General features: G+C 40.5%; 18 protein-coding genes. 10 read left to right on the top strand and 8 right to left on the bottom strand.

All coding sequences use genetic code 11. From position 1 onward, the window contains the following. Nucleotides 1-55 precede the first annotated feature (55 nt). Nucleotides 56-892: an ion transporter gene (locus DQ356_RS09105; RefSeq protein ID WP_114304173.1), complete on the bottom strand. Its 837-nt coding sequence runs from the start codon at nt 890-892 to the stop codon at nt 56-58. Between the two features lie 59 nt (nt 893-951). Here DQ356_RS09105 and DQ356_RS09100 point away from each other — a divergent pair, with 59 nt between their 5' ends. Together DQ356_RS09100 and DQ356_RS09095 are read left to right on the top strand one after the other, a co-directional pair. Then, nucleotides 952-2,049 carry a Nif3-like dinuclear metal center hexameric protein gene (locus DQ356_RS09100; RefSeq protein WP_114304172.1) on the top strand — a complete coding sequence of 366 codons (1,098 nt, stop codon included), beginning with the start codon at nt 952-954 and terminating at the stop codon, nt 2,047-2,049. Nucleotides 2,050-2,052: 3 nt separating this feature from the next. Next, nucleotides 2,053-2,832, top strand: a complete 780-nt coding sequence (locus DQ356_RS09095) for a zinc ribbon domain-containing protein (RefSeq protein ID WP_114304171.1) — start codon at nt 2,053-2,055, stop codon at nt 2,830-2,832. A gap of 143 nt (nt 2,833-2,975) precedes the next feature. On the opposite strand, the gene DQ356_RS09090 is transcribed toward DQ356_RS09095, so the two are convergent. Further along, the gene (locus DQ356_RS09090) at nt 2,976-5,102 is read right to left on the bottom strand and encodes a Tex family protein (protein ID WP_114304170.1); all 2,127 of its coding nucleotides are present in this window, start codon (nt 5,100-5,102) and stop codon (nt 2,976-2,978) included. Between the two features lie 374 nt (nt 5,103-5,476). Between DQ356_RS09090 and DQ356_RS09085 the strand changes: the two genes are divergently transcribed. The 4 genes from DQ356_RS09085 (at nt 5,477) to DQ356_RS09075 (ending at nt 12,929) form a co-directional block, all read left to right on the top strand. Beyond that, entirely contained in the window at nt 5,477-10,537 is a 5,061-nt protein-coding gene (locus DQ356_RS09085) for a fibronectin type III domain-containing protein (protein ID WP_114304169.1), read from the top strand. 271 nt (nt 10,538-10,808) lie between these two features. Next, nucleotides 10,809-10,946 (top strand): hypothetical protein, encoded by a 138-nt coding sequence (locus DQ356_RS11360; protein ID WP_228420703.1) that lies wholly within the window; start codon nt 10,809-10,811, stop codon nt 10,944-10,946. Next, on the top strand, nt 10,898-11,191 hold the full coding sequence (locus tag DQ356_RS09080) for an HU family DNA-binding protein (RefSeq protein ID WP_228420709.1): 294 nt from the start codon (nt 10,898-10,900) through the stop codon (nt 11,189-11,191). The genes DQ356_RS11360 and DQ356_RS09080 overlap by 49 nt, the downstream gene beginning before the upstream one ends. 472 nt (nt 11,192-11,663) lie before the next feature. Beyond that, the gene (locus DQ356_RS09075) at nt 11,664-12,929 is read left to right on the top strand and encodes a CPBP family intramembrane glutamic endopeptidase (protein WP_114304167.1); all 1,266 of its coding nucleotides are present in this window, start codon (nt 11,664-11,666) and stop codon (nt 12,927-12,929) included. 130 nt (nt 12,930-13,059) lie between these two features. Here the strand turns inward: DQ356_RS09075 and DQ356_RS09070 are convergent, their stop codons facing one another. Continuing rightward, nucleotides 13,060-16,278, bottom strand: a complete 3,219-nt coding sequence (locus DQ356_RS09070; RefSeq protein ID WP_114304166.1) for a type ISP restriction/modification enzyme — start codon at nt 16,276-16,278, stop codon at nt 13,060-13,062. A gap of 456 nt (nt 16,279-16,734) precedes the next feature. Here DQ356_RS09070 and DQ356_RS09065 point away from each other — a divergent pair, with 456 nt between their 5' ends. Continuing rightward, nucleotides 16,735-17,175: a GNAT family N-acetyltransferase gene (locus DQ356_RS09065; RefSeq protein WP_114304165.1), complete on the top strand. Its 441-nt coding sequence runs from the start codon at nt 16,735-16,737 to the stop codon at nt 17,173-17,175. A 1-nt stretch (nt 17,176) separates the two neighbouring features. Next, on the top strand, nt 17,177-18,250 hold the full coding sequence (locus DQ356_RS09060) for an alanine racemase (RefSeq protein ID WP_114304164.1): 1,074 nt from the start codon (nt 17,177-17,179) through the stop codon (nt 18,248-18,250). Nucleotides 18,251-18,359: 109 nt separating this feature from the next. Here DQ356_RS09060 and DQ356_RS09055 read toward each other — a convergent pair whose 3' ends face one another. Then, nucleotides 18,360-19,427 (bottom strand): AOC03_06830 family ribosome hibernation factor, encoded by a 1,068-nt coding sequence (locus DQ356_RS09055; protein WP_114304163.1) that lies wholly within the window; start codon nt 19,425-19,427, stop codon nt 18,360-18,362. A gap of 192 nt (nt 19,428-19,619) precedes the next feature. On the opposite strand from DQ356_RS09055, the gene DQ356_RS09050 reads away from it, so the two are divergent. Continuing rightward, nucleotides 19,620-20,054: a SlyB protein gene (locus DQ356_RS09050; protein WP_114304162.1), complete on the top strand. Its 435-nt coding sequence runs from the start codon at nt 19,620-19,622 to the stop codon at nt 20,052-20,054. Between the two features lie 78 nt (nt 20,055-20,132). On the opposite strand, the gene DQ356_RS09045 is transcribed toward DQ356_RS09050, so the two are convergent. The 4 genes from DQ356_RS09045 to DQ356_RS09030 form a co-directional block, all read right to left on the bottom strand. Beyond that, nucleotides 20,133-20,762, bottom strand: coding sequence for a hypothetical protein (locus DQ356_RS09045; RefSeq protein WP_114304161.1), 630 nt, complete (start codon nt 20,760-20,762; stop codon nt 20,133-20,135). Further along, entirely contained in the window at nt 20,759-21,142 is a 384-nt protein-coding gene (locus DQ356_RS09040) for a DUF3037 domain-containing protein (RefSeq protein WP_114304160.1), read from the bottom strand. Before DQ356_RS09040 ends, DQ356_RS09045 begins: the two co-directional genes overlap by 4 nt. Continuing rightward, on the bottom strand, nt 21,129-21,875 hold the full coding sequence (locus DQ356_RS09035; RefSeq protein WP_228420702.1) for a HipA family kinase: 747 nt from the start codon (nt 21,873-21,875) through the stop codon (nt 21,129-21,131). The genes DQ356_RS09040 and DQ356_RS09035 overlap by 14 nt, the downstream gene beginning before the upstream one ends. A gap of 90 nt (nt 21,876-21,965) precedes the next feature. Then, entirely contained in the window at nt 21,966-23,621 is a 1,656-nt protein-coding gene (locus DQ356_RS09030; RefSeq protein ID WP_114304158.1) for an ABC1 kinase family protein, read from the bottom strand. A gap of 149 nt (nt 23,622-23,770) precedes the next feature. Here DQ356_RS09030 and polA point away from each other — a divergent pair, with 149 nt between their 5' ends. Then, nucleotides 23,771-26,611 (top strand): DNA polymerase I, encoded by a 2,841-nt coding sequence (gene polA, locus DQ356_RS09025; RefSeq protein WP_114304157.1) that lies wholly within the window; start codon nt 23,771-23,773, stop codon nt 26,609-26,611. Nucleotides 26,612-26,974: the final 363 nt, after the last annotated feature.

Genomic DNA, 26,974 nt, shown 5'->3' with positions numbered 1-26,974 from the left:
ACGCATTATGCCGTATTGTATAAGCAATGCGGTTTTTTTATGCTGATAAAGATGGTTAGGGAATAAGATTGATGGTTTCACCGCAGGTTTTGCAGAAGCGGGCATCGTCGTCATTTTCACTGTTTCCGCAGCGTTTGCAAACCCTTGTTTTCGTCATGCCGCGTTTCATTTGCGAGGTAACAATTCCTGTCGGAACAGCGATAATGCTGTAACCGCAAAGCATGAGAATCATTGAAATAAATTTTCCCAACCCCGTTACCGGAGAAATATCTCCATATCCTACTGTGGTAATAGTAACTACCGCCCAATAAATACAGGTAGGAATATCAACAAAACCATTTTCTCCGCCTTCCACAACGTACATCACTGACCCCAAAATGGTTACCAGAATCATAATAAACAACAGGAAAATATAAATTTTCCGGGAACTGTTGCGCAAAGCCTGAACAATATAATGCCCGTCATTCATATAATCCATCAGGTTCAGAATGCGGAAAACCCTCAGAATTCTCAGTAGCCGGATGATACTCAGGAATTTCGTGAACGGGAAGAAAAGGCTGATGAAAAAAGGAAGAATGGACATGAAATCAATAATGCCCATAAAACTGAAAATATAATCCTTTTTGTTTTTAACAATGATAATCCGGATGAAATACTCGATCGTGAAAAGAATGGTGATGATCCATTCAATATATACTAAAAAGAAATGATAGCGAAGATCAACCCTTGGCATGCTTTCCATCATGACCAGCACGGTACTCAATATAATCAGCACCAAAAGTGAAAGGTCGAAGATTCTTCCTGCGGGAGTATCTGCAAAATAAATGATCCTGAAAAGTTTCCGTTTCCAGGGCGAATTTTCGGGAATAAGATTGTGTTCTCTTCTCGCCATCAGCTTACATAAGACGGCTAAATTAATCAAAAAATTAGTAATTTGCTCAAAATTTAAAAATGAAACTCAGCCATATTATTTCTGTGATAGAAGAACGTCTTCCGCGCGGACAGGCGGAAGATTTTGACAATGTGGGACTGTTGTGTGGCAATCCCGAACGTGATATTACCGGAATTTTGGTTTGTCATGATGCGTTGGAATCCGTCGTGGACGAAGCCATTGAGAAAGGCCTGAATCTTCTTGTCGCTTTTCATCCTATTATTTTTTCCGGCCTCAAATCCATTACCGGCAACAATTATGTGGAACGGGCGGTAATGAAAGCTATTGAAAATAGAATCGCTTTGTATGCCATTCATACAGTTTGGGATAATGATTATTTTGGAGTGAATTATCGCATTGCCGAAGAACTTGGCCTTCAAAACAGAAAAATATTAATGCCGAAGAAAAATATACTCAAGCAACTCGCGGTGTATGTTCCGCCGGAATATTCGGAACAGGTTCGGCAAGCGGTTTTCAAAGCAGGAGCTGGAAATATCGGATTTTATGACGAGTGCAGTTTCTCCGTTCCCGGAAGCGGTACTTTTCGGCCACTTCCCGGTTCCGATCCTTTTGAAGGAAAAGAATTCGTCCGGGAAAATACAGACGAACAAATGCTCTATTTTATTTTCGAAGATTTTAAAAAACCTGCAGTTCTGCGCGCGATGATGGAGGCGCATCCTTACGAGGAAGTGGCATATCAGGTGTTTACTCTGGAAAATGAACATTCTTATATGGGTTTAGGATGTTATGGCGACCTTGAAAGACCGATGTCGGAAAAAGAATTTCTGCAAATGGTGAAAGAGCGTTTTGGCCTGAAAGTAATCCGGCATTCAGAATCGGGAAAAGGCAGCATTCAAAGGGTGGGAGTGCTTGGAGGAAGCGGTGCTGGCGGAATAAAAGCTGCAAGAGCCAACAAATGTGATGCTTACCTGACGGGCGATGTGAAATACCACGATTTTTTCCAGTCAGAAGGCAAAATGATGATCTGTGATATCGGGCATTTTGAATCGGAACAGTTTGTTACTCAACAATTATTTGAGTTATTGTCGGAAAAATTCCCTAAATTTGCAATCTCTAAATCTCAGGAAAATACGAATCCTGTAAATTATTTTTTATAAAATATGGCTAAGAAAACAATTGAAATCTCAGTGGAGGAAAAACTGAGAGCACTTTATGACCTTCAGATTATCGATTCCAGGCTGGATGAGATCCGGAATACTCGTGGCGAACTGCCGATAGAAGTGGAGGATCTGGAGATCGAAATTGAAGGATTGGAAAAGAGAGCGGAAAAATTTGATGCAGAAATCAAAGAGCAGAATAATGAAATCAATACTAAAAATGAAGTCATTAATCATGCAAAATCCCTGATTGAAAAATATAAAGGCCAGCAGGATAACGTCAGAAACAATAAGGAATTCGAAGCGTTAGGAAAAGAAATTGAATATCAGGATCTTGAAATTCAGCTTTCAGAAAAAAGAATCAAGGAATATAGTGCTAAAATTGAACATAAAACCGAAATGTACAATGAGCTTGTTGCTAAGATTGAAGAGCTGAAGCAGCATCTTGTTTTCAAAAAAGAAGAGCTGGAAGGACTGGTTGCAGAAACTCAGAAAGAAGAAGAATATCTGCTGGAAAAATCCAAGGAATTTGCATCTAAAATTGATGAAAGATTATTAAAATCTTATCAGAGAATCCGCGACAACTCAGCAAACGGGTTGGCAGTAGTAGGCCTGGAAAGAGGTGCGCCTAAAGGTTCATTCTTCATGGTGCCACCCCAGAAGCAGATGGAAATCGCACAGCGGAAAAAGATTATTATCGACGAGCACAGCGGGAAAATCCTGGTAGACGATGATTTGGTGAATGAAGAAATGGAAAGAATGAAAGAAATCATCAAGTTCTAAATCCTGTCTTATTACATATAAATTCCCGGACTTTTCGAAGTTTGGGAATTTTTTTACTTTTTTGAGATTAATCAGAGTTAAAAAATGAAATAAATTAGGATGGAATTAAATCATAAATCGCATCAGGCGTGCCTTTTTGCGACTCAATCCAGCACCATGCTCAGCTGAATTCTTTTTCGGGCTTCATCTATTTCTACTACACGAACTTGTACATGTTGGTGCAGTTTCACCACTTCATTCACATCGGAAACAAATCCTTTTTTGAGCTGCGAAACATGAACAAGTCCGCTTTCTTTGATGCCGATATCCACAAAACAGCCGAATGCAGTGATGTTGTTTACAATTCCGGGAAGAACCATTCCGGGTTTCAGGTCTTTCAGGCTTTTTACCGATGGGTCAAATTCAAAAATCTTCGCTGTTTTTCGCGGATCTAATCCTGGCTTTTCAAGTTCTTTCAGAAGGTCGCGAATGGTGAGTATTCCGATGGTCTCGGTAACATATTTTTCCGGCTGAATTTTGCTGATCGCTTCCTTGTTCCCGATGAGATCGGTGATATGGAGTCCGAGATCTTTGGCGATTTTCCGGGCTACAGGATACGCTTCCGGGTGTACCGCCGAATTGTCGAGTGGATTGTTCCCCTGAATAATTCTCACAAAAGCAGCTGCTTGCTGAAAGGCTTTTTCACCTAAACGCGGAACTTTTTTCAAGTCCTGTCGGTTTTCGAATGCACCGTTTTCTATACGGTAATTCACAATGTTCTCGGCCATTTTTTCTCCAATGCCTGAAACGTAACTAAGCAAAGATTTGCTCGCAGTATTGAGATTAATTCCGACTAAATTTACACATTTCATCACGGTGGAATCCAGTTCGTTTTTCAATAATGTTTGATCCACATCGTGTTGATATTGTCCGACACCGATGGATTTCGGATCTATTTTCACGAGTTCTGCCAACGGATCGGCAAGACGGCGACCTATAGAAATAGCGCCACGAACGGTTACGTCATATTCCGGAAATTCTTCCCGCGCTGTTTTGCTTGCGGAATACACAGAAGCTCCGGCCTCGGAAACCACAAAAACCTGAGGCGGCGTATCAAAAGCAATTTTCCTGATAAAAAATTCAGTCTCGCGGCTTGCGGTACCGTTACCAATGGAAATCGCCTGAATTTTATAAGCGCTCACCATCGAACGGATTTTTTTCATCGCCATGCCGGTTTCGTGCTGAGGTGCATGCGGATAAATAGTTTCATTGTGCAGCAAATTTCCATTTTCATCCAGACAAACCACTTTACAGCCGCTGCGGTAACCGGGATCGATGGCGAGAATACGTTTTTCGCCCAAAGGTGGTGCCAACAGGAGTTGCCGAAGGTTTTCAGAAAAAATAGAGATGGCTTTTTCGTCGGCTTTTGTTTTGGCTTCCTGAAGCGTTTCATTGGCTATTGCAGGTTCCAGAAGCCTTTTGTAACTGTCTTTTATGGCTAGTGCAATCTGGTGAGAACATTCATTTTGAGATTTAATTACCGACTTTTCAATAAAATTGATGGCTTCTTCTTTGTCAATGTTAATATTGGTTTTAACATACCCCTCGCTTTCAGCTCGAAGCATGGCCAGCAACCGGTGAGAAGGAATGCGGCTCAGGTTTTCTTCCCAATCAAAATACTGGGAGAATTTCCGGGCAGCTTCATCTTCCTTTTTTGCTTTAACCACTTTTGAGCTGATGTTGGCAGTTTGGTTAAATAGCCTTCTCAGGCCTTTTCGTACATATAAATTTTCATTAATCCATTCGGCGATAATATCTCTTGCACCCTGAAGTGTTTCTTCTTCAGTAGTCACCTTATCGTTAATATACCGTGGAACCAATGTGGAGAGCTCCTGCGTTTTCTGGCTCATGATGATTTTGGCAAGCGGCTCCAGTCCTTTTTCCCGGGCAGCGTCAGCGCGGGTTTTTCTTCCTTTCTTAAAAGGCAGATACAGATCTTCCAATTCCTGCAGGATAAAACTTGCTTCAATTTTTTCGGTCAGTCCAGGCGTGATTGCATCCTGCTCGGCAATGGATTTTAAGATGCTTTCTTTTCGTTTTATTATTTCTGCGAATTGCTGATTCAGCTTGGCGATCTGTTCTATCTGAATTTCGTCCATGTTTCCAGTAACATCTTTCCGGTAGCGCGCAATAAAAGGCACCGTGTTATCTTCCTCAAGCAGCTGTAGGGTCGCCTGTATATTCTTTTCAGAAATGGGCAACACATTTTGAATATAGGTGATCTGGGTCATGAAATCTTTTTAAATCCGCTAAAATACGCACTTTATTAAAATTTTATGGCGAATATTTTTTTTGTCTTTGCATATTCCTTAATCGATTTTCGATTGTATACTTATGGGTGGTTTAATCAGAAAAAATTCTTTTACATAAAATGGTTAGTCCTTAAGTGGTGTTGACAAGTCGTTCAACAGCATTTCGATTTAATATATTGGGGAGGGGATTAATAAAAAAGTTAAAATCATTTTATATTAAACGTTTGTTTAATTATTAAACATAATACAATTTTATGCCTAATAAATATGTTAATCCATAATTTTGCACTCGTTTTTATGTTAAAAATTATTTTTCCTATATTTGGGGCTCATCAACAATTAACACTTTTATTATGAAGAAAATTTATGAAAAAGGGTTGTCGTACAATGTTCGACGAACCTATCTGAAAGGTATTCTTCTGGCTTTTTTCCTTTTGGGATTAAGTTCAGCAAAAATGAATGCGCAAGTATGGACGATAGATTATTGTTCCGGATTACCGTCTGTTACACAGAGCAGCACATACGGCCCGATGTATTCCACGGCCAGTGCGAATGCCACCAACAGACTGGCTACCATTTATCCCGCTTCACAATTGGGAGCTCTGGCTGACCAGGTATTGACCAGTGTGTATTTTCACACCGGAGAGGGAAATGCCGGCGGAATGCTGGGAACCCCAAGTCTAAAAATCTGGCTGAAAGAGGTAGCTCAGGCTGATTGGGGAAGCGGTGCTCTGGACTGGGCAACTGCCTCAGCAGGAGCTACTTTACTGTTTGACGGAAATCCAGCACCTCTTATTGGAACGACGGGAGGCTGGAAAGAGTTTCCTTTCACGGGATCATTTGCTTACTCAGGAAATCAGAATCTGGCATTATTTGTAGAATATACCAATCCAACTGCAAGCAATGCAATCACCTGGTCGTATGAGTATAACTCTATCTGCACCTTCGCAGCTGACAACGGCAGCAAGTACAGCAACAATACGACAGGAACATTACCAATATCCTTAAGCACATCTAACCTGAGAAGGCCGTACATCGGCTTTGATGTGGTAGTGACGTGCCCTGCTCCTGTAAATGTAGATATATCTGGAATTACCCAAACTGGTGCTACCATCACCTGGACGGCAGGAGGTACACAAACCTCATGGCAGTATGCGATACAGCCTAAAGGAACAGGAATTCCCACCACGTGGACGACTACGACCACTCCATCCGCTTCGCCGGCACTGTCTTCCAGCACGCAGTATGAATTTTACGTAAGAGCCAACTGTGGCGGCACTAACGGGGATAGTATATGGAAAGGGCCGTATAATTTTAATACATTATGTGCTCCTTTTGCAATTCCTTATTCACAAAACTTTGATATTAGTTTTCTGGGAAGTTCTTCAAATAATAATGCTCCTCACTGTTGGACTTATTATGAAACACCGGGTTCTGCCGGATACGGATATGTTTCATCAAGTGCTGCGAATGTGGTATCTTCCCCTAATGCCTATTACCTGTACCGAACTTCTACTACAACAGGACATGTGATGTTGATTTCTCCTGAAACGCCAACTTTAAGTAGCGGAACAAATCGGGTAAGATTCTCTGCAAAAGCCACTGCGGCAAACAAGGAACTGCAAGTAGGTACAATGACCGACCCTACAGATCCGGCGACTTTCACGGTATTGCAAACTATTATCCTTACCACTACCCATACTGTGTATGATGTGAACTTCCCGGCAGGTACTGCAACCTATCTGGCATTCAACAACGCCACTGACGGGTCAGCAAGTGCGATCTATATTGACGATGTTTTTGTGGAACCGATGCCATCATGCTACCCGCCGGAATCACCTGCTTTTGGCACAATAACCTCTGATACTGTTGCAATGAACTGGAGCGCACCTGCTTTCGGAAATCCAGCCACCTCTTATGTTTTATATTACAGCACTACCAATACCGCACCTGATGCGACAACTGTGCTAGATGCAACTAACTCTGTAACAGCAACAGGAACTTCCGGTACCATTACAGGACTTACGCCTAATACGGAATATTTTGTCTGGGTGAGAAGCAGTTGTACAGCGCCGGATGTCAGCCACTGGCTTTCTGTAGGAAGTGTTACTACTGCGTGTGCGCCGATGGTCACTCTGTTTGAGGATTTTGAATCCTATTCCAATGGATCCATAGTGCCCAATTGCTGGGAGCGAATCCTTCCACCAACGGGAATGACCGCCGGTACGCAGACCATATCCAGCACAGGTGCGATAGGTTCTCGGAATCTGTATCAATATACTACTACAGCTAATGCCTCAGTCATTGTAGTTTTACCGGAGTTCAGTAACGTAAATGCCGGAACCCACTGGTTGAAATTTAAAGCGAGAACCACTTCAGCACCGGGCGCACTGGAAGTAGGTTATGTTACAGATGTAACCGACTGGAATTCTTTTGTGAATTTACAGACCCTTGATATTGTAAATGACAGTTACAGTAATGGCGATTATTCGATAGTCATTCCATCGTGGATTCCTGCTAATGCAAGGATAGCCATTAAAAGCCCGTCAGATGGAAAAGCCTATTATTGGGATGATGTATATTGGGAACCTCTTCCAACATGTCTGCCACCTGCGACGCTGATGGTAGGTGCAACTACTGCACATTCAGTATCGTTATCGTGGTTGGCATCTTCATCATCTCCGGCTAATGGTTATGATGTTTATTACAGCACTAGCAATATGACACCTGATGCGACTACTGTACCGCAGATAACAGGTTTGATGACTCCAAACACAACGATTTCTACCGGAATACAGCCTGCTACTACATATTATGTTTGGGTTCGCTCTGTATGTTCATCGAGTGACATGAGCGACTGGATTGGAGGAATAGAATTTACAACTGCTTGTGCAACGCTGACGGCACCGTTTTATCAGTCATTTAACAGTGGAGATTTGCCACCTTGTTGGACCAATCAGAATCCTACCACTACGTCAACGAGTACCAATGCCTTCTGGAAGTTCAGCGGTGCTCCCGGTTATGGTGCCACACCTGCCAATAATGGTAAGGCAGCCGGAGAGTTTGCCTGGGTAGATGCCAGCAGTCCTTATGACGGCGAACATCAGGTACAGTTGCTTTCACCTCTTATCGACTTAACAGGAGTTGCCAATCCATTTGTTCGTTTTGAATGGTTTAAAAATCATTCAAGCACTACTTCAGGAGGAGCGCCAACCCACGACGACAACAGGCTTACTGTTGATGTTTTCAACGGAACAGCTTGGGCTACGATTTTCACCAGTACTTCTAACGATCCTGCATGGCGCGAAGAAGGAATTTCGTTGGGTGCTGCGTATTCGGGTACTACGATACAGCTGAGGTTTACCGTTGATAAAAATACGGGAACCAATCCATATTTCCATGATGATTTGTTATTAGACGAAGTATATGTGATAGAAACACCGACTTGTCTGAAGCCTACCAATCTCATGGTGACAGGAGCAACGATAACTCCGGTAGTCTCCCTGGATTTGGCATGGACGGCTCCAGTGGGATCTCCGACTCCGGTTCAGAGTTATGAATATTACATTTCTACCAACAATACACCGCCAACTGCAGCAACACCTGCTACAGGAACCAGTACCACAACATCCGTAACGATTAACACCGGACTTATTGCGGAAACGCAATATTATGTTTGGGTAAGATCGGTATGTTCAGCAACAGACAAAAGTGAGTGGAGTGCCGTAGCAGAAGGTATTACAGGATATTGTATCCCTACTCAAACAGGTACCTCTACTACCTATTATTTAGCTGAAGCTACTACTACGGGTGCTGTTACGGAACTCAATTACACCGCAACATCACACCAATCGTATGTGAACAGTGCCACGGTATTTTCCGGATATTCTACACAGACATTTGATATCTTCCTGGATGGTTCGGGAACGCTGACATATCATTATTACATTTGGGTAGACTGGAACAATGATCTTGATTTTAATGATCCGAACGAAGTAATGCTGGCAACTACTACAAAAGTAGCGAGCTACAACGGGACTTTTACAATTCCGAGCGGAGTACCTCTGGGAATGTACAAAATGAGAATTGGTGCAGCGTACTCGGGAATTCCGGCTGACGCCTGCGGATCTCTCACCAGCGGTAATTTTGTGGATGTGACGTTGAATGTAGTGCCGCCACCAAGCTGTGTAGCACCTTCGAATATTCAGATTTCTAATATTGGTTATAATACTGCGACAGTTGGCTGGGATGCTTCAGTAACGCCTCCGGCGATGGGATATGATGTGTATTACAGCACATCCAATACTCCGCCAACAGCCGCTACTGTACCACTGGCAACCAATGTGGCAGCGCTTAGCACTCCGATTTCGGGATTGCAGCCTCAGACCAAATATTATGTTTGGGTAAGGTCACACTGTGCTGCTTCGGATCAGAGTGCATGGTCAGCAATAGCGGTAGATTTTACAACGGAATGTCAGCCCCCGTCTATTACCGGAACTACTGGTGCCTATGTATGTAACAGTTCGGCAACACTGAGCGCAACAGCAGATGTGGGAGCTACGGTAAGATGGTATGCCGATGCTACTTCCACAACCGCATTGGCAACCGGGACGAGCTACACTACACCAGTGCTAACTGCTACTACCAATTATTATGTTTCTGCGTCAACAGGAAGCAGTGGAAATGTGGGTCCCGCAAGTCCATCCGCATTAGGTACAATAAGTGCAACCAACTATGCCATTTCTACTTATTATCAGATTTTTGATGTCATTTCGCCTACAACGCTGGTAAGCATTGATGTTTACCCCGTATCTTCAGTAGCGATCGGCACTGCATCTGCGATTGAAATAAGAGACAGCAGCGGAACGACACTGATTTCAGTACCGTATACAGTGACCGTTAATGATGGTGTTACACCGCAAACAGTAGTACTTAATTATCCGCTAGCCGTTGGTACAGGTTACCGTATCGGTCAGGGTGTGGGTATTAATCTGAACAGGAACACCTCAGGGGCAGCATATCCTTACACATCAAGTAATATCAATATCACAGGAAACAATTTTACATCCGGTTCCAACTATTGGTATTACATTTACAACTGGATCTTCTCCACTGCTTGTGAAAGCGCACGTACAGTGGTGACCGCTACCTATGACTGCACCTTGGGAACTTCCGAAACCGAAAGCATAAAAGAGATTCAGGTGTATCCAAACCCATTCACAGATGTGATCAATATTTCGGATGCCAAGAATCTGAAATCCGTTACGGTAACGGATGCTTCAGGAAGAATGGTGAAAACCATCGCCAATCCTGGTGCACAGATTAACCTCGCTGAACTGAAATCCGGACTGTATCTCCTGAACCTGAGATATGCAGACGGAAACACCAAAACGGTGAAATTGATCAAAAAGTAATTTTTGATTAACAGATAGAAATCCCTTTATTGGTTTCTATAAATAATTTTTAAATTTATTTAATGCCACCCCGATAATCGTCGGGGTGGTTTTTTTTATTTGGTTCAGAAAGCATTTTGTAAGTAAATAAATGCTATTTTTGATAGACGATGGCATTTTCACAATCATGAAAATATAAAGAAACGCCAGAAGCCGGCACCTGCAACGATGCGTATTGGTACTGAGGTATGCTGATCTGTTACGGTGACGTGTAATTTTAAAAACGAAAACAATGATTCAATTTAAACCGGTTCAGCGCAATAATCCCCGGGACAAGGATGCGCCCATGAAATATTATCCACAGCTGAAAAAACAGGGGAAATCGATTTCAAAACCATCGCTGAAGAACTCAGTAACTCCTCAACACTGAACAGTGTGGATATGCGTGCAGTGCTTTACGGTCTGCAGAACATGCTCATCAAGTATCTCAAAAACGGATACACCGTGAAGTTTGGAGATTTGGGCAACTTTCGGCCTTCTTTGGGCGGAAGCGGAGAAGATACTCCGGAACTCCTCACCGCCAATCATGTCAGTAAAGTGAAAATTATTTTTTCACCTTCTCCGAATCTCAAAGAGGTGATGAAAACGGTAACTTTAAAGAAGGTCAACAAATAAATGCTTGATCTTTTTTCCAAACACTCCTGTAGTTTTTCCAAAAGACGGGAGGTTTTTTCTAAATCATATTGATCAAATTAAAAAAGCTGGTCAGCTATTTCAAAACGCTGGTCAGGTTTATTATAAAACGTAGTACGAAAGTGCAAAAAGCTGGTCAGGTTTTTCAAAAGGCTGGTCAGGTTTTCAGAAAAGCTGGTCAGGTTTTTAATGAAACGCAGTATGAAAATTTAAAGAGCTAGGCAGGATTGCAAAAGTGGCTAAGGAAATAGCAAAAGATCTAAAAAGAAAAACCTAATGTCATAGGGTGAATCTCGGCACTAGCTATGTTCTACGATAAAAATCACAGAAATATTTTATTTATCAGGAGATGGTGCTGAGTGTTAAATCGGCGAAAACAGAACCAGATCTTTTCTAAAAAAATGTAAATTGTTCGGAATTCAATAGACTTTAAACTGATTTCAAAAAAAAAACCATGATCTATTCGCTGCTATCTACGGCAAAATCCTTGTTGAACTTTCTGAAAAAGCCCGCCGATCAGCAGGATACTGATCAATCTGCGAAACAGCAAAGTCGCGCCTTGTTTTCTGTTTTGATGATTGATATTCCTGTCATGCTGCTCCTGTCCGGGATTATTGCTCTTTTAAATGATTTGGGATGGGTAAAGACCAACAATCATCGGGTTGGGCAATTTCTACAGTTCGCCCCGGTATGGATGGTATATTTGTTAGCCGTCATCGTGATTCCTTTCTTTGAGGAACTTATTTTCCGGCTGTTTCTGCGTTGGAGAAGAAATTATATTCTTCAGCTTTTTGTAGCGGTTTTTCCAAAAACAAAGTCATCAGTATATCATTTTTGGAATCGAAGATATGGCGTCATATTTTATCTTTCTGCAGCTGCTTTCGCTTTGGCACATATTTTAAATTATGAAGATGAAAACAGTGCATTATATTTTTTACCTTTATTGATTCTGCCACAGTTTATTGCCGGGCTTTTTTCCGGATACCTGAGAGTCAGGTACAATTTTATGCTGGGTTATTTTAATCATGCGCTGCATAATGCCATATTTGTTTCCATCGCGATATGGTCCACGGAAATGGTTATGCAGCAAAAACTCGGCATCGACAATGATCGGTTTTCTTTAAAAATAGAAGGTGTTTCACGTGCTGGTGAAACCATCATTCACGATTACCAACAGGATTCTCTCCATATTTCGGGTGTAGATCTTCAAAATGTCATATCGACCTTGACGTACAAAGATGTGGATCTGATATCAACAAATAATGAATCGCAACTGATGCAACAAATAAATGTAAGCTATATCCGACGTTCAGCTGAGAATATCAACAGGGATTCTCTCATTATGAGTCATTTGGCGCAACTATACTCTTTTGGAAAGACCATAAAACACAGGCGTCAGAAGGTGCAGATGTTTTCCATAAAATCCAAACCGATTCTGATGAAACACGCTGTGCAGGATCATAGAGAAATGCCCAGTTCATCCACCGTTACTTCGGATAAAATAACTTTCAAAAATGTAAGCCTGAAAGAAGTGGCATCTCTATTGAGCAACAGTTACAAAATACGTTTTGAAAGTGATCCATCCATAGAAGAGCGGTTTAATCTCGAGCTTCCCAATAGAAATCTTTCCCAGCTTCGCGCGGTATTGCAGTTTGATTATGGAATATTTTTGAAGGAAACAGAAAAGCAGATCGACTATGTGTATATTGAATTTAAGTAACTGTTGTTGCATCATTTGACAGAAATGTAGGTAACTGACAGTTTCGTTTAATCCTTTGATTGTTTTATCTAAACTTACGGCTCTATAGTCACATCGTAAATAATGTATGTTGGTGATTTTTCCATAATAGTTATTCAAACTTAATTTTATCAATCTCCTTCATCAATCGATCAGTTTCACTAAGTGCCACAATAATTTTTTGATAGTGCAGAATATCCTCAAACTCCAAAGTTCTTCCTTGACGATCCTTGAGCCATTTTTGAGCGGGTTGGTAGCCGCCAATATAAAATTCCCAGGCAGTGAGCGGGATGTTGTCAAAATACTGTTCCTCATTGATCCAGATTCTGCCAAGTCCTTTTTCTTTATCAAACAGTTCCCAATCTTTTTTAGCAACTTTAGTTGTAATTACATTATCGCCACCTTTTGGATAGGTGGTAATAAAATCTTCCACTTTCGGAGATTCTAACAAATGTAATTGTCGTATTTCTCCGCCCAATTTTACCAATTGCCAAAAACTGTCTTTGTCTTTTGGATATGGCACTCTCGGAAAATCAATTTTTAGAAACTCTTTGTATTTTTCACGATATGTTGGCGAATGCAAAACCGCATAGATGTAATCTAAAATATCAATTGGGGCAAAAGTGTTTTCAGTGGTTTCTTTTTCGTCGGTAAAGGATAAACTTAATTTCTCGGCTATTAGCTGTACAATTTCTTGGTTAAGATTTGGTTTCCTTTCTGATGATTGGTAAATAGGCTGTTGACCGTTGGTTTCTGGATAGAGGTAAAGTGGGAAAACACTTCCACCGCCACGATAATAAATGTTTTGGTCTGAAATCGTATTAGTGATAAAAGATAAATTCCATTGCATACTTCCAACTGCTTGACCTTGTCTGCCTGATATCAATGCAAAGTTTTTACCATCTCGCATATTTTTCATAATGCGGTTTTGACTATATGCAAAAAAACCTTTTGGCTTACCTGTGAAATATGTCCATCTATTATCAAACGGGCGATAAGTAATCATTTTGAAATTATTATCACTGAAATTTTCAGTTAAATCTTCCTTTGCTTTTGACAGAATCCAATCTCTACTATCGCTTTTTAGGTTGTAAATTTTTCGCAATTCAGATTCTTCTAAATTTCTAAAGTTCTCAATTATCCTATTTAAAGATGATTTTTCAAATTCGATAGTCACCGTATCATTTTTTGATAAAACACCTAATGATGATTCTATAAATAAGTCCGTTAATTGAAAGCCTTTGTCATATTCGATTTTATCTTCAAAATCTTTAGGCATAAAAAAATATTCAGGAGCAGTTAGAGTAACTTCATCATAAGGTGTTGATTTCAGATTGTTTTCGATTAGAAAATCATATTTTAAATCTCTTTTGCCATAAAGGTCAAAATGATAAACTTTGCCTAATTCGTTTGGTTTTTTCTTGCCTGTTTTTATGAAAAAATTGATTGAAACGCCTTGTTCAATATCAAAAACATTCACATCTGCCGAACCATCTGGGGCTATTTCTTTTTTCTTAGCGTTTCCGTGTAAATCAATCGTGTAAATTTTATCGTACGTTTTTAGCAAGTGCCAACGCATACCACGAAAAGTTGGATTATCTAAAAATCCGTGTGGGTTGATGTATGCTAAAATTCCACTTCCGTTTTTCTCTATAAAATGCTGACCATATCGCAAAAACTTTACATAATCGTCATTGATGAATTTTGAATTTCGCTCTTTTAGTTTTTCTTTACCGCCTGGCTCTTTTTTGTAATCTTCCATCAACTTCATAATCCATTCTCCTTTATTTGCACTTTCTCCGCTGTATGGTGGATTTCCAATAACACACATTACTGGTGTATCTCGTTTGATATGGTTGGCTTCATTGGCTTCTGTACTCAGCCAATTAGCAAATAAAGTACCTGTGTCCGGATGATGCTCTTCTAAACTATTGGTGAGGTAAACTCTGGTACGTTGGTCTTTTGTGGGCTTAAATCCTGTTTCCTTCAGCAGTAAATCCAATTGCAAATGTGCCATAGCATAACTTGCCATTAATAGTTCAAAACCGTTTAAACGTGGTAGCAAATGATTTTCTACATAACTGCTCCAAATTCCGTCTTGTCCTTTAAATTTTTTATGAACGTGTTTTATGACTTCTGCCAAGAAAGTTCCTGTTCCGGTGGCCGGATCCAGAATTTGCACTTTATGCACTTCTTGTTCTATTTGTTTGTAACCTGTTGCAGAGCGTTTGTCAGCCGTTTGAGTGTTTAAAGATATTTTTGTTTTTGATGTATCGGCCAAGCCTTGTGGCAAACCAAATTCCGTTTTAAGAATATCATCCACTGCACGAACAATAAAATTGACAACAGGAGCCGGTGTGTACCAAACGCCTCTTGCTTTCCTTAGTTTCGGGTCATATTCTGCCAGGAAGGTTTCATAAAAATGGATGATTGGGTCTTCCATTTTTGTAGTCTTACCGTAATTTTTAAGAATCTCTTCTACATTACAGGCCAAGAATATTTCTGCAAGATTATCTACAATCCATTTAATCCGGTCGTCAATATCGGGTCCGGCAATGTAACCGAACAGCTTTCTTAAAAATGGATTTGATTTTGGAATCAGTTCGGCTGCTTCTTGTCTGCTAAATGTTTTCAAAGTCGGGTCGTGTAAACGAGCCGCAAACATTCCGTAAGCAATGGTTTGAGCGTAAACGTCTGCAAAACCCTGTGGCGTAATGTCGTGAATCAGAATTTGCTTGAAAGCCAACATTTGGTCTTTCAGTGTACTGTCTTCGTGGTTTATTTCATCGCTTGTAAGAGCTTTGCCTATAATATCAGAAAGAAGGCGTGCTTTGCCTGCCATCATTTCCGCTAATTTTTTTGGGCTTTTTATTGTCTGTCCAACGTGAACGCAAAAGTCTTTGATTATATTTTCAAAGTTGCCAAAGTTCTCTGGCAAAGGTTTTATGCCTTTGTCGGTAATTTCTGCAATGGCAATTTTGGTAATGAATTCTCCTTCTCGATACAGATGAAAGTTGATGTAGTCCGTAAAAATCAGGTTATTTAAAGAGGCTTTATATCGGTCAAACTGCTCTTTGTTTCCTGTTTTCTTTGTGCCATCAAGGTCTTTGTCGCCAATGTCTTTAGCTTCTATAAAGCCAACAGGAATCTCTTTTTTAGTCAAAATATAGTCGGGTGCTCCGCAACTCTGTCTTTTCGGTTCGTTGGTTGCTCTTATTGTCGGTACCAAACTTTCCAAAAGTTGTTGCAAGTCGCCACGGAAAGTATGTTCGGTTGCGTTTCCGAGTCTGTGCCTTTTGTCTAAGTTGTCAATGTATTGTTCTAATGTCATTTATTTTTTCAATTATTTCATCATGTTTCAGCGGGATTAAATTAAACAATTTTCTACATTGGAGCTAATAATTTTTGAAAAGTGTAATTTCTCCGGTTTCAAGTTTTGGGTTAGAGATAATAGTTTTTTGAATATCAAAAAGAACTGACTTTAAATCATTGTACTCATTGTGTGAATAAATCCAATGGTATGGATTATAAAGGAAGTTGATTATCAGGGTATTATATTGAGATTATGGCTTTGAAAAACAAGCTTTAAAATCACTTTTATTTATTTTTCCGTATCTTTGTGTTCATATTTTCATAGCGATATTTCAGAAAAATTCAATGAATCTCGTCGCTATTTTTGATCTGGGAATATTTCCCATACTCGTTCAGTAAAAGTTACTGTTCTTTAATCAGAAAAAATTAAACTAACCTGATCGCCTTTTGGAGCGTGGTTTTTAATTTTATTTTTATGATACAATATACCTGTTACAAAAATCCCAACGACGTTTCTGCCGATACAGAACAGCAGATTGCAGATTTCCTTTTCCAACATCTCGATCAGTACGGCGATGCCCGAACCGATATTCAGAAATGCCTGGATTATGCGCTCTATCGCGACGGAAAAAGTGGCGGAATTCTGCTGACGGCCAAAGATGAAGAGAAGATGGTGGGTGCAGTCATTATTAATTTTACAGGCATGAAAGGATATATACCGGAAAATATTCTGGTGTATATTGCTGCACATCAGGACTATCGCGGCAAGGGAATTGGAAAAAAACTCATGGAAATGGCTTTGGAAAATACCGAAGGCAATATCGCACTGCACGTAGAACCGGACAATCCGGCAAAGAAACTCTACGAAAAAATGGGCTTCACCAATAAATATCTCGAAATGAGATGGAACAGATAACATGGCACATATAGTTCTCAACAGAAAAAAACTGCAGGAAAACTATCGGTTTCTTGATGAGCTTTTTAGGGAAAACAACATCGAATGGGGGGTGGTTTCCAAAGTATTTTGTGGTTCTAAAGTGTACCTGAAAGAAATCATGGCTTTGGGCGTCAAACAGATGTGCGACAGCAGAATTACCAACCTTAAAATCATTAAATCTCTGGATCCGAATATCGAAACAGTATTTATTAAACCGCCAGCCAAACGCTATATTTCCAGTATTGTAAAGTACGCCGATTCCAGTTTTAATACAGAATATGAAACCATTAAAATGCTTTCCGATGAAGCTGTGAGACAGAACAAAACACACAAAATTATCATCATGATAGAGCTAGGCGAACTTCGTGAAGGTGTGATGCGGGAAGATGTGATTGATTTTTATGAAAAAGTATTTCACCTGCCCAATATTGAAGTCGCAGGTTTGGGAACCAATCTTACCTGTATGTACGGCGTGTTGCCGAATCAGGACAAGCTGTTGCAGCTGTGTCTTTACGCACAGCTGATAGAAGCGAGGTTTAATAGAAAAATCCCCTACATCAGCGGCGGAACTTCGGTGACGATTCCTTTAATTTCTCGCGGCTTGCTGCCGAAAGATGTGAATCATTTCAGGGTAGGGGAAACTTTATTTTTGGGTACCGACGTGTACAGCAGCAAACCCAATCCGGAAATGCATCAGGATGTTTTCAAACTGTATGCGGAAATTATTGAATTGCGGGAAAAACCCAGCCTTCCGGATGGCGATATGGGACAAAATCTTACCGGCGATACGCTGGAATTTGACGAGGAAGAAAACAGCAGTTCTCACAGAGCCATTATTGATATTGGCTTGTTGGATGTGGAAGACAGCCATATTGAGCCTGCCGATGATTCCCTGAAAATTGTGGGTTCGAGTTCGGATATGATGGTGGTGGATTTGGGAGAAAATGTATCCGGTTATAATGTCGGCAATCTCATCGAATTTAATTTGAATTATATGGGAATCCTTCGCCTGATGAACTGTGACTATGTGAATAAACAAGTGGTTGCAGAATAATTTCGTTTTCTCTATTCCAGAATAGTATTAAAAATTCTCCCAGTGAATCGTGAGGTATTTTCATTGATTCAATGGGAGAATTAGCTTGAGATTTTCTATAAATCTGGAATCAATATCGTGTTACGGCACCGAAACCGTTAAAGTCTTTCAATTCTCCTTTGGGCAGGAATACCGTATCGCCGCCTTGTCGCAGGTTGGCTTCTATTAATTCATCGTAAATATCATCCACCACCGATTTTCCATTTCTCATTTCTGGTGAAACGTACGTGATGTGTCCGTCAATCCATTTCGCAGGTTGGAAATTTCCTTCTTCTATGAAGATGGTTTGTACAGATCCCTGCTGAATTCCCTGCCATATTTCGTTGGTATCGCTCAGAAATTTGCCGGAACTGATCGCTTTTTGCAACTCAGCTTTTCTCGCATTATTTTTCTCAATAACATATTTTTTTACAATTTCCCACGCTTCCGTCACAATGTGATGCGCTTTTGCAGTGTCGTGGTTTCCACTCAGGCATTGGTCATAAATACTGTTTTTCTCATCGGCTACTTTCAGGTATTCATGGTATTGTGAAGTTTCACTGCAAATCAGAACAGGCAGTTTATTTTCCTTTCGGAAATGATTCACTTCCTTATCAACTTGGTTATAAAATTCAGAGATCAGATTGGTTAGTCGGCTCGCATTGGAAAGTTCAGCTCTGTTGACCATTTGATTATTTTCAATCGGAAACGGATCGCCAAATTCCTGTATTACTTTGTCATTCGAAGCTTTAATAAGTCTTGCTTTCTGCTGGCTGAGAACCAGAACCAGATAACTGGCTTCCATGTGCATCGCCCGGATGAGATCCCGAGTTGCAAAAGTCTTGTCGATAATTACACGATCTTCCACAGCAATGGGCAAACGGACATATTCAGCGGTATCTTCATTAACAAAAAGAATAAGGCTTTCCAGATTCTGTCGGTGGTCAATAGTTTCTTCCAGATCACGCAACCGTTGGATCAATGATTCAGCTTCCCGTTTATCCATATCAGCCAACAGTCTGGTTTCTGCTTCTTTGATCAGATTCTTAAGCAGTAATGAATCCTTTTGATTGTCAGGCAGGGTTCGATGCGTGTTGAGAATAATGGTAATGGCATTTTCTGAAATAATGTTTTTCAGCCTTCTTAGCATCATGTTCATAATAAAAATATTTTAATTTGTGATTTAATAGATTGAATGACAGAATTTTAATTGGGTAAAATAGGCAGCAAAGTCCATGCCTTAGTGGGTTTGTAATCTTTTCTTGATCCAAGTCTCGACATGAATCGTATTATTTCTAAATGTTATGACTATAAACTAAGAGAATGCGTATTTAGCGAGAGGTATACAAATATGATAAACACAAAATTTTCTACAGCTGTTGTTGCAGCAACGCTTTTCGGTACTGTTTCCTGTGGTACCGTAAAAACTCCTGAAATGCAAAAGTATGAGGCACGCCAAGAAATTCTGGAACAAAATCTAAAGTTAAACAAACTGAAGATGGAATATGAAGAAGAGCGAACGGCGAACAATAAACTTCGAGAGGAAGCCAGATCTTTAAGCAAAACAGCAGAAAATAAAAGTGATAATTTCACTGTGTCAAATAATCCACAGAAAGTAGCCGATAAGGCTAAAGACACCAACAAGCTTCTGAACCGGGCTGAGAAAGCAAACCGCGAACTCGTAAAAAGCGATCGCAAACTGGAACGGATTCAAAAGAAAATAGACAGAGAAAAGACCAAAGCAGAAGGTATGTTTCGGCAGATCGAGTATGTGAAGCCTGAATAACAGGAGCTTTTATATTTAAAATTTACTTCACAAGTTCTTCAAATAAGCGATAGACAGTAAGGTTTGCGGGAATGAATTCTAAGACACCCACGAGTCAAAAAAAAGGATTATTTTCCATTTGTCATCAGTTTTCATAAGATAAACTTTAGAACCTCCGCCAGAAAGTGGGCCGGAAAGCGAATTAAATTCTACCACGGCCTTATTTTTTTCTTTATTAAATAGTATTCGTGAAATCCAATATTGAGTCACTTTTTCAATCTGGTTCGCCTTTTCATTTTTGTTAGGTTTCCACAGGACGACATTTTTTGGAAACTGAAGTTTTCTCATGTCAATTTTCTTAGAATGGGTGTATTCCTCATTAATGTCCATAAGATAAAACTCCTCAAAGCCAATATTTTCTTCATAGAGCATATTCTTAAAATTCTTTGAAAGCCCTTTTAAAGAGTCTTCGAAATGAATAACAAGTTTGATTTTTAACTGCTCAATGGAGTCTTTTCGTATTAGTGAATCTATTTTTCGGTTGTATTCCGCATCCGAGAGTTTGTCCAGTTCACTCAAGAAAGGATGGGGAGGAGGTGGAGGATATCTGATTTCTGAAATTAAAAGATTGATGATTTCGTATTCATCATTACTCAATTGGTCTTTACTGCAGTTTGTTAAAAGCAGTGTAAGAAAAATAAAAAATAAATACGCACTACCTTTCATCATTTCACAAGTTCTTCAAATAACCGCTCAAAAGTAGCGTCCAGATTTTTTGTTTTGCCGGGATGCGGCCTCGACGTCTGTAAAACCGCACTCCGCACCGCGGTAAGCCAGCGGAAACGTTCGGGAACGCCTAATTGTGCGATCGGGCCCCCATCTGATGCGCCTGTTGCGATGTTTCGAAAACGATCAAGATGTTCCTGAATTTCACGGTATTCCAGAGTATGATACATCAGCTGGAATTTATCTGGACAAACATGAAAAGCAATTCGCAGATAATTTTCTTTCTTAGAAAACATCAGCAGCCCAATATTGAAAAATTCTTCCCTTTCCACTTTGGGAACCAGTCGTATGACAGCGTATTCGTAGAGCTTATCTTCTTGCATCTTGGGCTTCTTTTACAAAAAGTTCTGCATGTTTCAGTCTGGTATTCAGGAAATTAAAATAAACTTCCCGTATTTCTTCCGGGCTTTCGTCGGCATCTTCCCAGTTCAGCCAGTCTTCCGGAATCAGGTTGACGGCTTTCCGGAAAAGATCCTCGTTCAAAACAGCTTGGGCAAAAGCGTCCGCTTCCTGCAACTGAGTAGCTTGACCCAGCAATACATGGTCTTTCACATATTTAAAAGGCGTTTTGGCAGCAGCATCAAAATTTTGCCACGAATGATGAAAATAAAAAGATGCACCATGATCGATGAGCCAAAGTTCACGGTTCCAAAGAAGCAGATTTGTGTTTTTAAAAGTACGGTCAATATTTGTAATAAACGCATCCAGCCACACGATTTTGGAAGCCAACAACGGATCTGTTTTCATTCCTGGTTCATAAGCTAAAGCTCCGGAAAGATAATGCAACCCAAGATTCAACCCTTCGGAAAATTTCAGCAAATCCTGAATTTCTTCGTCAGCTTCCGTTCTCCCGAAATCAACATCGAGATGAATAAAAACAAGTTCGGGAATCTGCAGTCCTAAAGCTTTCGCGATAACGCCGCCCAGAAGTTCCGAAATCAGCATTTTAACGCCGTGTCCTGCACCGCGGAATTTAACGACATATTTGAAATTATCGTCAGCTTCTGCCAACGCAGGCAAACTTCCTCCTTCGCGCAACGGCAGAATATAACGCATTACAGTAACAGTACGGAGTGATAGGGATTGGTCTTGCATATAGGACAAAGATACATATTTATGAAAGTAAACCGGCGCTGAGTGTAAAAGTTACTTTCTCTTTTTCAGATCTTCATCTTTGAAAAGAATATTATAAATAAGGTACAATCCGAGGCCGATGGCAATCATAAAAAAAAGAAAAGGCAAAATTCCATATCCCATAATGGTGTAGGAAGACGGAATGCGCATGAGCAGGGCAGCGCCGATGATCATGGCTGCGATGATGAGTCCGGAAGTAATCCGGTTGGCTACTTTCTGAAAGCCGTCTGTCACCCGTTTTTCGTCCAGTGCATTGATGCGGAGTTCAAATTCATTGTTGGCGAGGTTTTCGGAGATTTTATTCAATCGGTAAGGAAGATTTTCCGCCAGCTTCTTGTTGTCCAGGAGAAAACTGTAAATGTTGCCCGAGTTCAGATCCTGTTTTATTTTCTGGTTGACGATATTATCCATAAACTTCTGGATCGCCTGCTGAAGATCATATTTCGGAGTGAGCACTGCGATAATCTGATCCAGATTCAGCATAATTTTACCCAAAATATTTAGTTCAGTAGCGATGCGGATGAAATGATTCGCGGCAACCCGGTTCATGTGAATCAGCGCTCGCCCGGTTTGCATATCTTCTGCATGACTTGCAGTGCTGTTCATCACCAGCCGGTTAATTTCTTTTCTGAAACTTTTTACATCGGCTTCATGGCTGTCATATTCACTCATTTCCAGCAGCGCATCGGTAATTTCATCGCCGTTTTTCCGGCTCATTCCGATCAGCAGTTTCATTATTTTCTCTTGAATCGTAGTTGAAAACCGTGCTACCATTCCCAGATCCATCAGTGCCATTTTTCCATCCCCTGTAACATGAATATTGCCCGGATGAGGGTCTGCATGTACCAATCCGTCTACAATAATCTGCTGCATATAGGATTCGGTGAGTTCGTCGATAAGCGGCGTGAAATCAGTCTCTGTTTTGGTGAGCGGACTGATCTCAGTGATTTTTTTTCCCTGAATATAATCCATGGTCAAAACCCGGGAAGTGGAATAATCCTGCACCGGCTCCGGAATAATAAGCCTTGGAAAATTTCTTAGATTATACCGTAAATGCTCTAAATTTTGAAACTCTTTGGTGTAATCGAGCTCATTCAGTAAAATAATTCTCAACTCTTCGATAATCGTGGTGAGATCGTATTTCTTTGCTTCTTTGGAATGTTTTACCGCCAACGCAGCCATTTCTCTCAGGGTATCGAGGTCATCAATAAATTTCTTTCGGATATCCGGCCGCTGAATTTTCACAACAACCCACCTTCCGGATGGTAATACAGCACGGTGAACCTGCCCAATGGATGCACTTGCCAGCGGTTCCGGATCAAAACTTTGAAATGCTTTCGATAATCTTGCGCCTGTTTCTTCTTCAAATATTTTTCTTATTTCTTCAAAGGAGATGGTTTCCACATCATCCTGAAGTTCAGAAAGAGCCAGAAGATAATCGTCGGGCAATAGATCAGGGCGCGTGGAAAGCAACTGTCCGAGTTTAACGTAAGCGGGTCCCATTTGTTTCAAATCTTCTACCAGTTCCTGAGGTTTGCGGTCGTAATTTTCCTGAACATCAATAACTGTATCGTTCACAATCGTATCAGATGCTGATTTTAAGACAGAACTGTTATAATATTTCAGAATAAAAGAGAAGAATTTTACATAATTGCCCAACTGACTCATGGTTCAAGAATTTTCTAAGAACTACACAAAAATATACCAACAAAATCTGAAGTGTAAATTATAGAACGCCACGAAGTAATTCTGAAATTACAAAATTGCGGGAAAGGAAATTCTGTTTCAGGTGGATGTCTTTTCTTATCTTTGCTTTCATGTCAAAAGATCAAGATAAAAGATTATACCTCATCGATGCGTATGCGATGATTTTCCGCGGATATTACGCATTGATTCGGAATCCCAGACTGACTTCAAAAGGTTTGGATACGTCTGCCATTTTCGGATTTTCGAATTCTCTTATTGAACTCATCAGGAGAGAAAAACCCAGTCATTTGGCTGTGGTTTTTGATATCGGGAAAGAAAATGTCCGCACTGCAGATTATACAGAATACAAAGCCAACCGCAGCGAAACTCCGGAAGCAATCCAGATTGCTATTCCTTACATCCACAGGATTTTGGAGGCGATGCATATTCCCGTGTTGGGTGTGGAGGGTTATGAAGCGGATGATGTCATCGGAACCATTGCCTGTAAAGCTGAAAAAGCCGGCTATAACGTCTTTATGGTAACTCCAGATAAGGATTTTGCCCAGCTGGTTACCGAAAATATAAAAATCTATAAACCCGGAAATAAAGGAAGCGATGTGGAAATTCTGGGGGTTGAAGAGGTAAAACAAAAATACGGCATCGAAGACCCCAAACAGGTCATTGATTTTTTGGCTATGATGGGCGATGCGGTGGATAATATTCCCGGCCTAGACGGTGTAGGCGAGAAAACAGCCATGAAGTTTCTGAAAGAATTCGGATCCATCGAAAACCTCTTGGAAAACACCCATCAGTTAAAAGGAAAATTAAAGGAAAAAGTAGAAGCGAGTGCGGAGCGCGGAATTTTATCCAAAAAACTGGCCACCATCATCTGCGATGCGCCTATTGATTTTGATGAAGATAAATACGATCTGGAAGATCCGGATTTTGAGAAAGTAAGAGAGGTTTTTGATGAAATCGAATTCCGAAGATTGTATGAAAATCTGTACCGGGCTTTCAAATCTGAAGCTGCAGATCCTGCCATAGCGGATCCTGGCAAAATTTCCAGATATGAAAAAGTGAACATTCCAAAGGATGCTTCCGGAACGGTACAGTTGGATTTGTTTGCCAATTTTGAAGACCTGGAACAGGCGACTTCCACCAAATCCACTATTGCGGAAAACGATCATCTGTATCAGTTTGTGGATCAGCCGAAAGCGCAAAAAATGCTCGTAAACAATCTGTTGCAGCAGCAAACGGTGTGTTTCGATACTGAAACCACTTCCCTGAACGAAATGGAAGCCGAACTTGTGGGAATGAGTTTCTCCTATAAAAAAGGACTGGCGTATTATGTTCCGTTGTCGGAAAACCGTGACGAAGCATTGCAAACTATAGAAATTTTTAAACCTTTTTTTGAAAAAGAAAGCATCCTGAAAGTTGCTCATAACCTCAAGTTCGATTATAAAATTCTCAGGCTTTATGGTGTTGAAATCAAGGGAAATCTTTTCGATACCATGATTGCTCATTATCTACTGAACCCTGAAGGCCGCCACGGAATGGATTATCTCTCAGAAATCTATCTCAATTATCAGCCGGTGTCCATTGAAACCATTATTGGGAAAAAAGGAAAAAATCAGCTGTCGTTCCGTGAGGCAGATTTGCAGACCCAAACCATTTATGCTGCCGAAGATGCGGATGTTACCTTTCAGCTGTATCAGATTTTTGCACCGCAGTTAAAAAAAGAAAACCTCGAAGATTTATTTTATAAAGTCGAAATGCCATTGATGGAAGTGCTTGCCAAAATGGAACTGGAGGGCGTTTCTCTCGATGAAGCCTGGCTGAAACAGGAAAGTATCGACCTTGAAAATGATCTTAAACAGCTGGAAACAAAAATATTTGAACTTTGTGGTGAGGAGTTTAATATGAATTCGCCGCGCCAGTTGGGAGAAATTTTGTTTGAAAAAATGCAACTCGATCCGAAAGCGAAGAAAACCAAAACCGGCCAATACGCAACCTCGGAAGATATTCTTCAGAAGCTGGTTTCAAAACACGAAATCATTCCGTATATTCTGGAGTACAGAACGTATCAGAAACTGAAATCCACCTATGTGGATGCTTTGCCTGCACAGATTGATAAAGATGACCACCGCGTTCACACCAATTTTTCACAGACCACCGCAGCAACGGGCAGGTTGGCTTCCGTAAATCCGAATTTGCAGAATATTCCAATCCGTACCCTGCGCGGACAGCAGATTCGGGGTGCCTTTGTAGCAACTGAAGGAAAGAAAATCATTTCTGCAGATTACTCTCAGATAGAACTCAGGCTGATTGCTGAAATATCCGATGAAACCAATATGATTCAGGCCTTTCAGAATGGCGAAGATATTCATGCTTCCACGGCTTCCAAACTGTTCGGAATTCCTTTGGAAGAGGTCACGAAAACCCAGCGTTCACAGGCGAAAACGGTCAATTTCGGTATCGTGTACGGTCAGAGTGCATTTGCGTTAGCAGAACAGACCGGACTCTCCCGTTCTGAAGCGAAACAAATGATTGACGCTTACTACGAAACATATCCTAAACTGAAAGAATGGATGACGGAACAGGTTCACAAAGCGCGGAAAATTGGTTACGTAGAAACTGTATTGGGTCGTAAACGCCATTTAAAAGACATTAATTCTAATAATTTTGTAGTGAGAGGTCATGCGGAAAGAAACGCTGTAAATGCTCCCATTCAGGGTTCCGCTGCCGACATCATCAAAATAGCCATGATCAATATTGACAGGAAACTCGACGAAGAAAATCTAGAAACCAAAATGCTGCTGCAGGTTCATGACGAACTCCTGTTCGAATCTCCGGTAGAGGAAGTGCAATCTGCCACCGAACTGATCAGAACCCAAATGGAAAGTGCTTTCGAGACCAAGGTTCCGTTGGTAGTGGAAGTAGGGGTGGGCAAAAACTGGTTGGAAGCGCATTAGGAGTTTGTAATATATGAGAAAAACTTTGCTTGTCATTACGTAGGAATCTCAACGGTTAATTGCAATTTGAAAAGCTCATCTAGATGTTTACTGCATGACAAACATCCTGTTTTTTCAGATTATTTTGTCATTTACGTAGGAATCTCAACGAAAAAAAATGCTCTTTGAAACATGGTTATTTAGATACTTACAGCATGAGACAAAACTACATTTGTCATACGGAAGAATCTCAACAAAGACGTTATGATATTCAATATTTAGAATTAAACAGACATAGCTGATTTTCCTTCTTAATTTTAAATTAAAGATGAGCTTCCTTCATAAAATGAATACTGAGCACTTAATAGACTAAGAATATTATTT

Origin of the sequence: Chryseobacterium lacus (assembly GCF_003336205.1) — a bacterium.
GTDB lineage: Bacteria > Bacteroidota > Bacteroidia > Flavobacteriales > Weeksellaceae > Chryseobacterium_A > Chryseobacterium_A lacus.
Note: the sequence above shows the minus strand (reverse complement) of the source record. Positions and strands in the feature narration are given on the sequence as shown.

Coding starts and splice junctions, on each gene's coding strand:
- DQ356_RS09055 (WP_114304163.1), bottom strand. CDS start 19,427: ATGAACATGATGCTAAGAAGGCTGAAAAACATTATTTCAGAAAATGCC.
- DQ356_RS09035 (WP_228420702.1), bottom strand. CDS start 21,875: ATGCGTTATATTCTGCCGTTGCGCGAAGGAGGAAGTTTGCCTGCGTTG.
- DQ356_RS09040 (WP_114304160.1), bottom strand. CDS start 21,142: ATGCAAGAAGATAAGCTCTACGAATACGCTGTCATACGACTGGTTCCC.
- DQ356_RS09060 (WP_114304164.1), top strand. CDS start 17,177: ATGGCACATATAGTTCTCAACAGAAAAAAACTGCAGGAAAACTATCGG.
- DQ356_RS09075 (WP_114304167.1), top strand. CDS start 11,664: ATGATCTATTCGCTGCTATCTACGGCAAAATCCTTGTTGAACTTTCTG.
- DQ356_RS09030 (WP_114304158.1), bottom strand. CDS start 23,621: ATGAGTCAGTTGGGCAATTATGTAAAATTCTTCTCTTTTATTCTGAAA.
- DQ356_RS09105 (WP_114304173.1), bottom strand. CDS start 892: ATGGCGAGAAGAGAACACAATCTTATTCCCGAAAATTCGCCCTGGAAA.
- DQ356_RS09045 (WP_114304161.1), bottom strand. CDS start 20,762: ATGATGAAAGGTAGTGCGTATTTATTTTTTATTTTTCTTACACTGCTT.
- DQ356_RS09095 (WP_114304171.1), top strand. CDS start 2,053: ATGGCTAAGAAAACAATTGAAATCTCAGTGGAGGAAAAACTGAGAGCA.
- DQ356_RS11360 (WP_228420703.1), top strand. CDS start 10,809: ATGATTCAATTTAAACCGGTTCAGCGCAATAATCCCCGGGACAAGGAT.
- DQ356_RS09090 (WP_114304170.1), bottom strand. CDS start 5,102: ATGACCCAGATCACCTATATTCAAAATGTGTTGCCCATTTCTGAAAAG.
- DQ356_RS09100 (WP_114304172.1), top strand. CDS start 952: ATGAAACTCAGCCATATTATTTCTGTGATAGAAGAACGTCTTCCGCGC.
- DQ356_RS09070 (WP_114304166.1), bottom strand. CDS start 16,278: ATGACATTAGAACAATACATTGACAACTTAGACAAAAGGCACAGACTC.
- DQ356_RS09085 (WP_114304169.1), top strand. CDS start 5,477: ATGAAGAAAATTTATGAAAAAGGGTTGTCGTACAATGTTCGACGAACC.
- DQ356_RS09065 (WP_114304165.1), top strand. CDS start 16,735: ATGATACAATATACCTGTTACAAAAATCCCAACGACGTTTCTGCCGAT.
- DQ356_RS09050 (WP_114304162.1), top strand. CDS start 19,620: ATGATAAACACAAAATTTTCTACAGCTGTTGTTGCAGCAACGCTTTTC.
- polA (WP_114304157.1), top strand. CDS start 23,771: ATGTCAAAAGATCAAGATAAAAGATTATACCTCATCGATGCGTATGCG.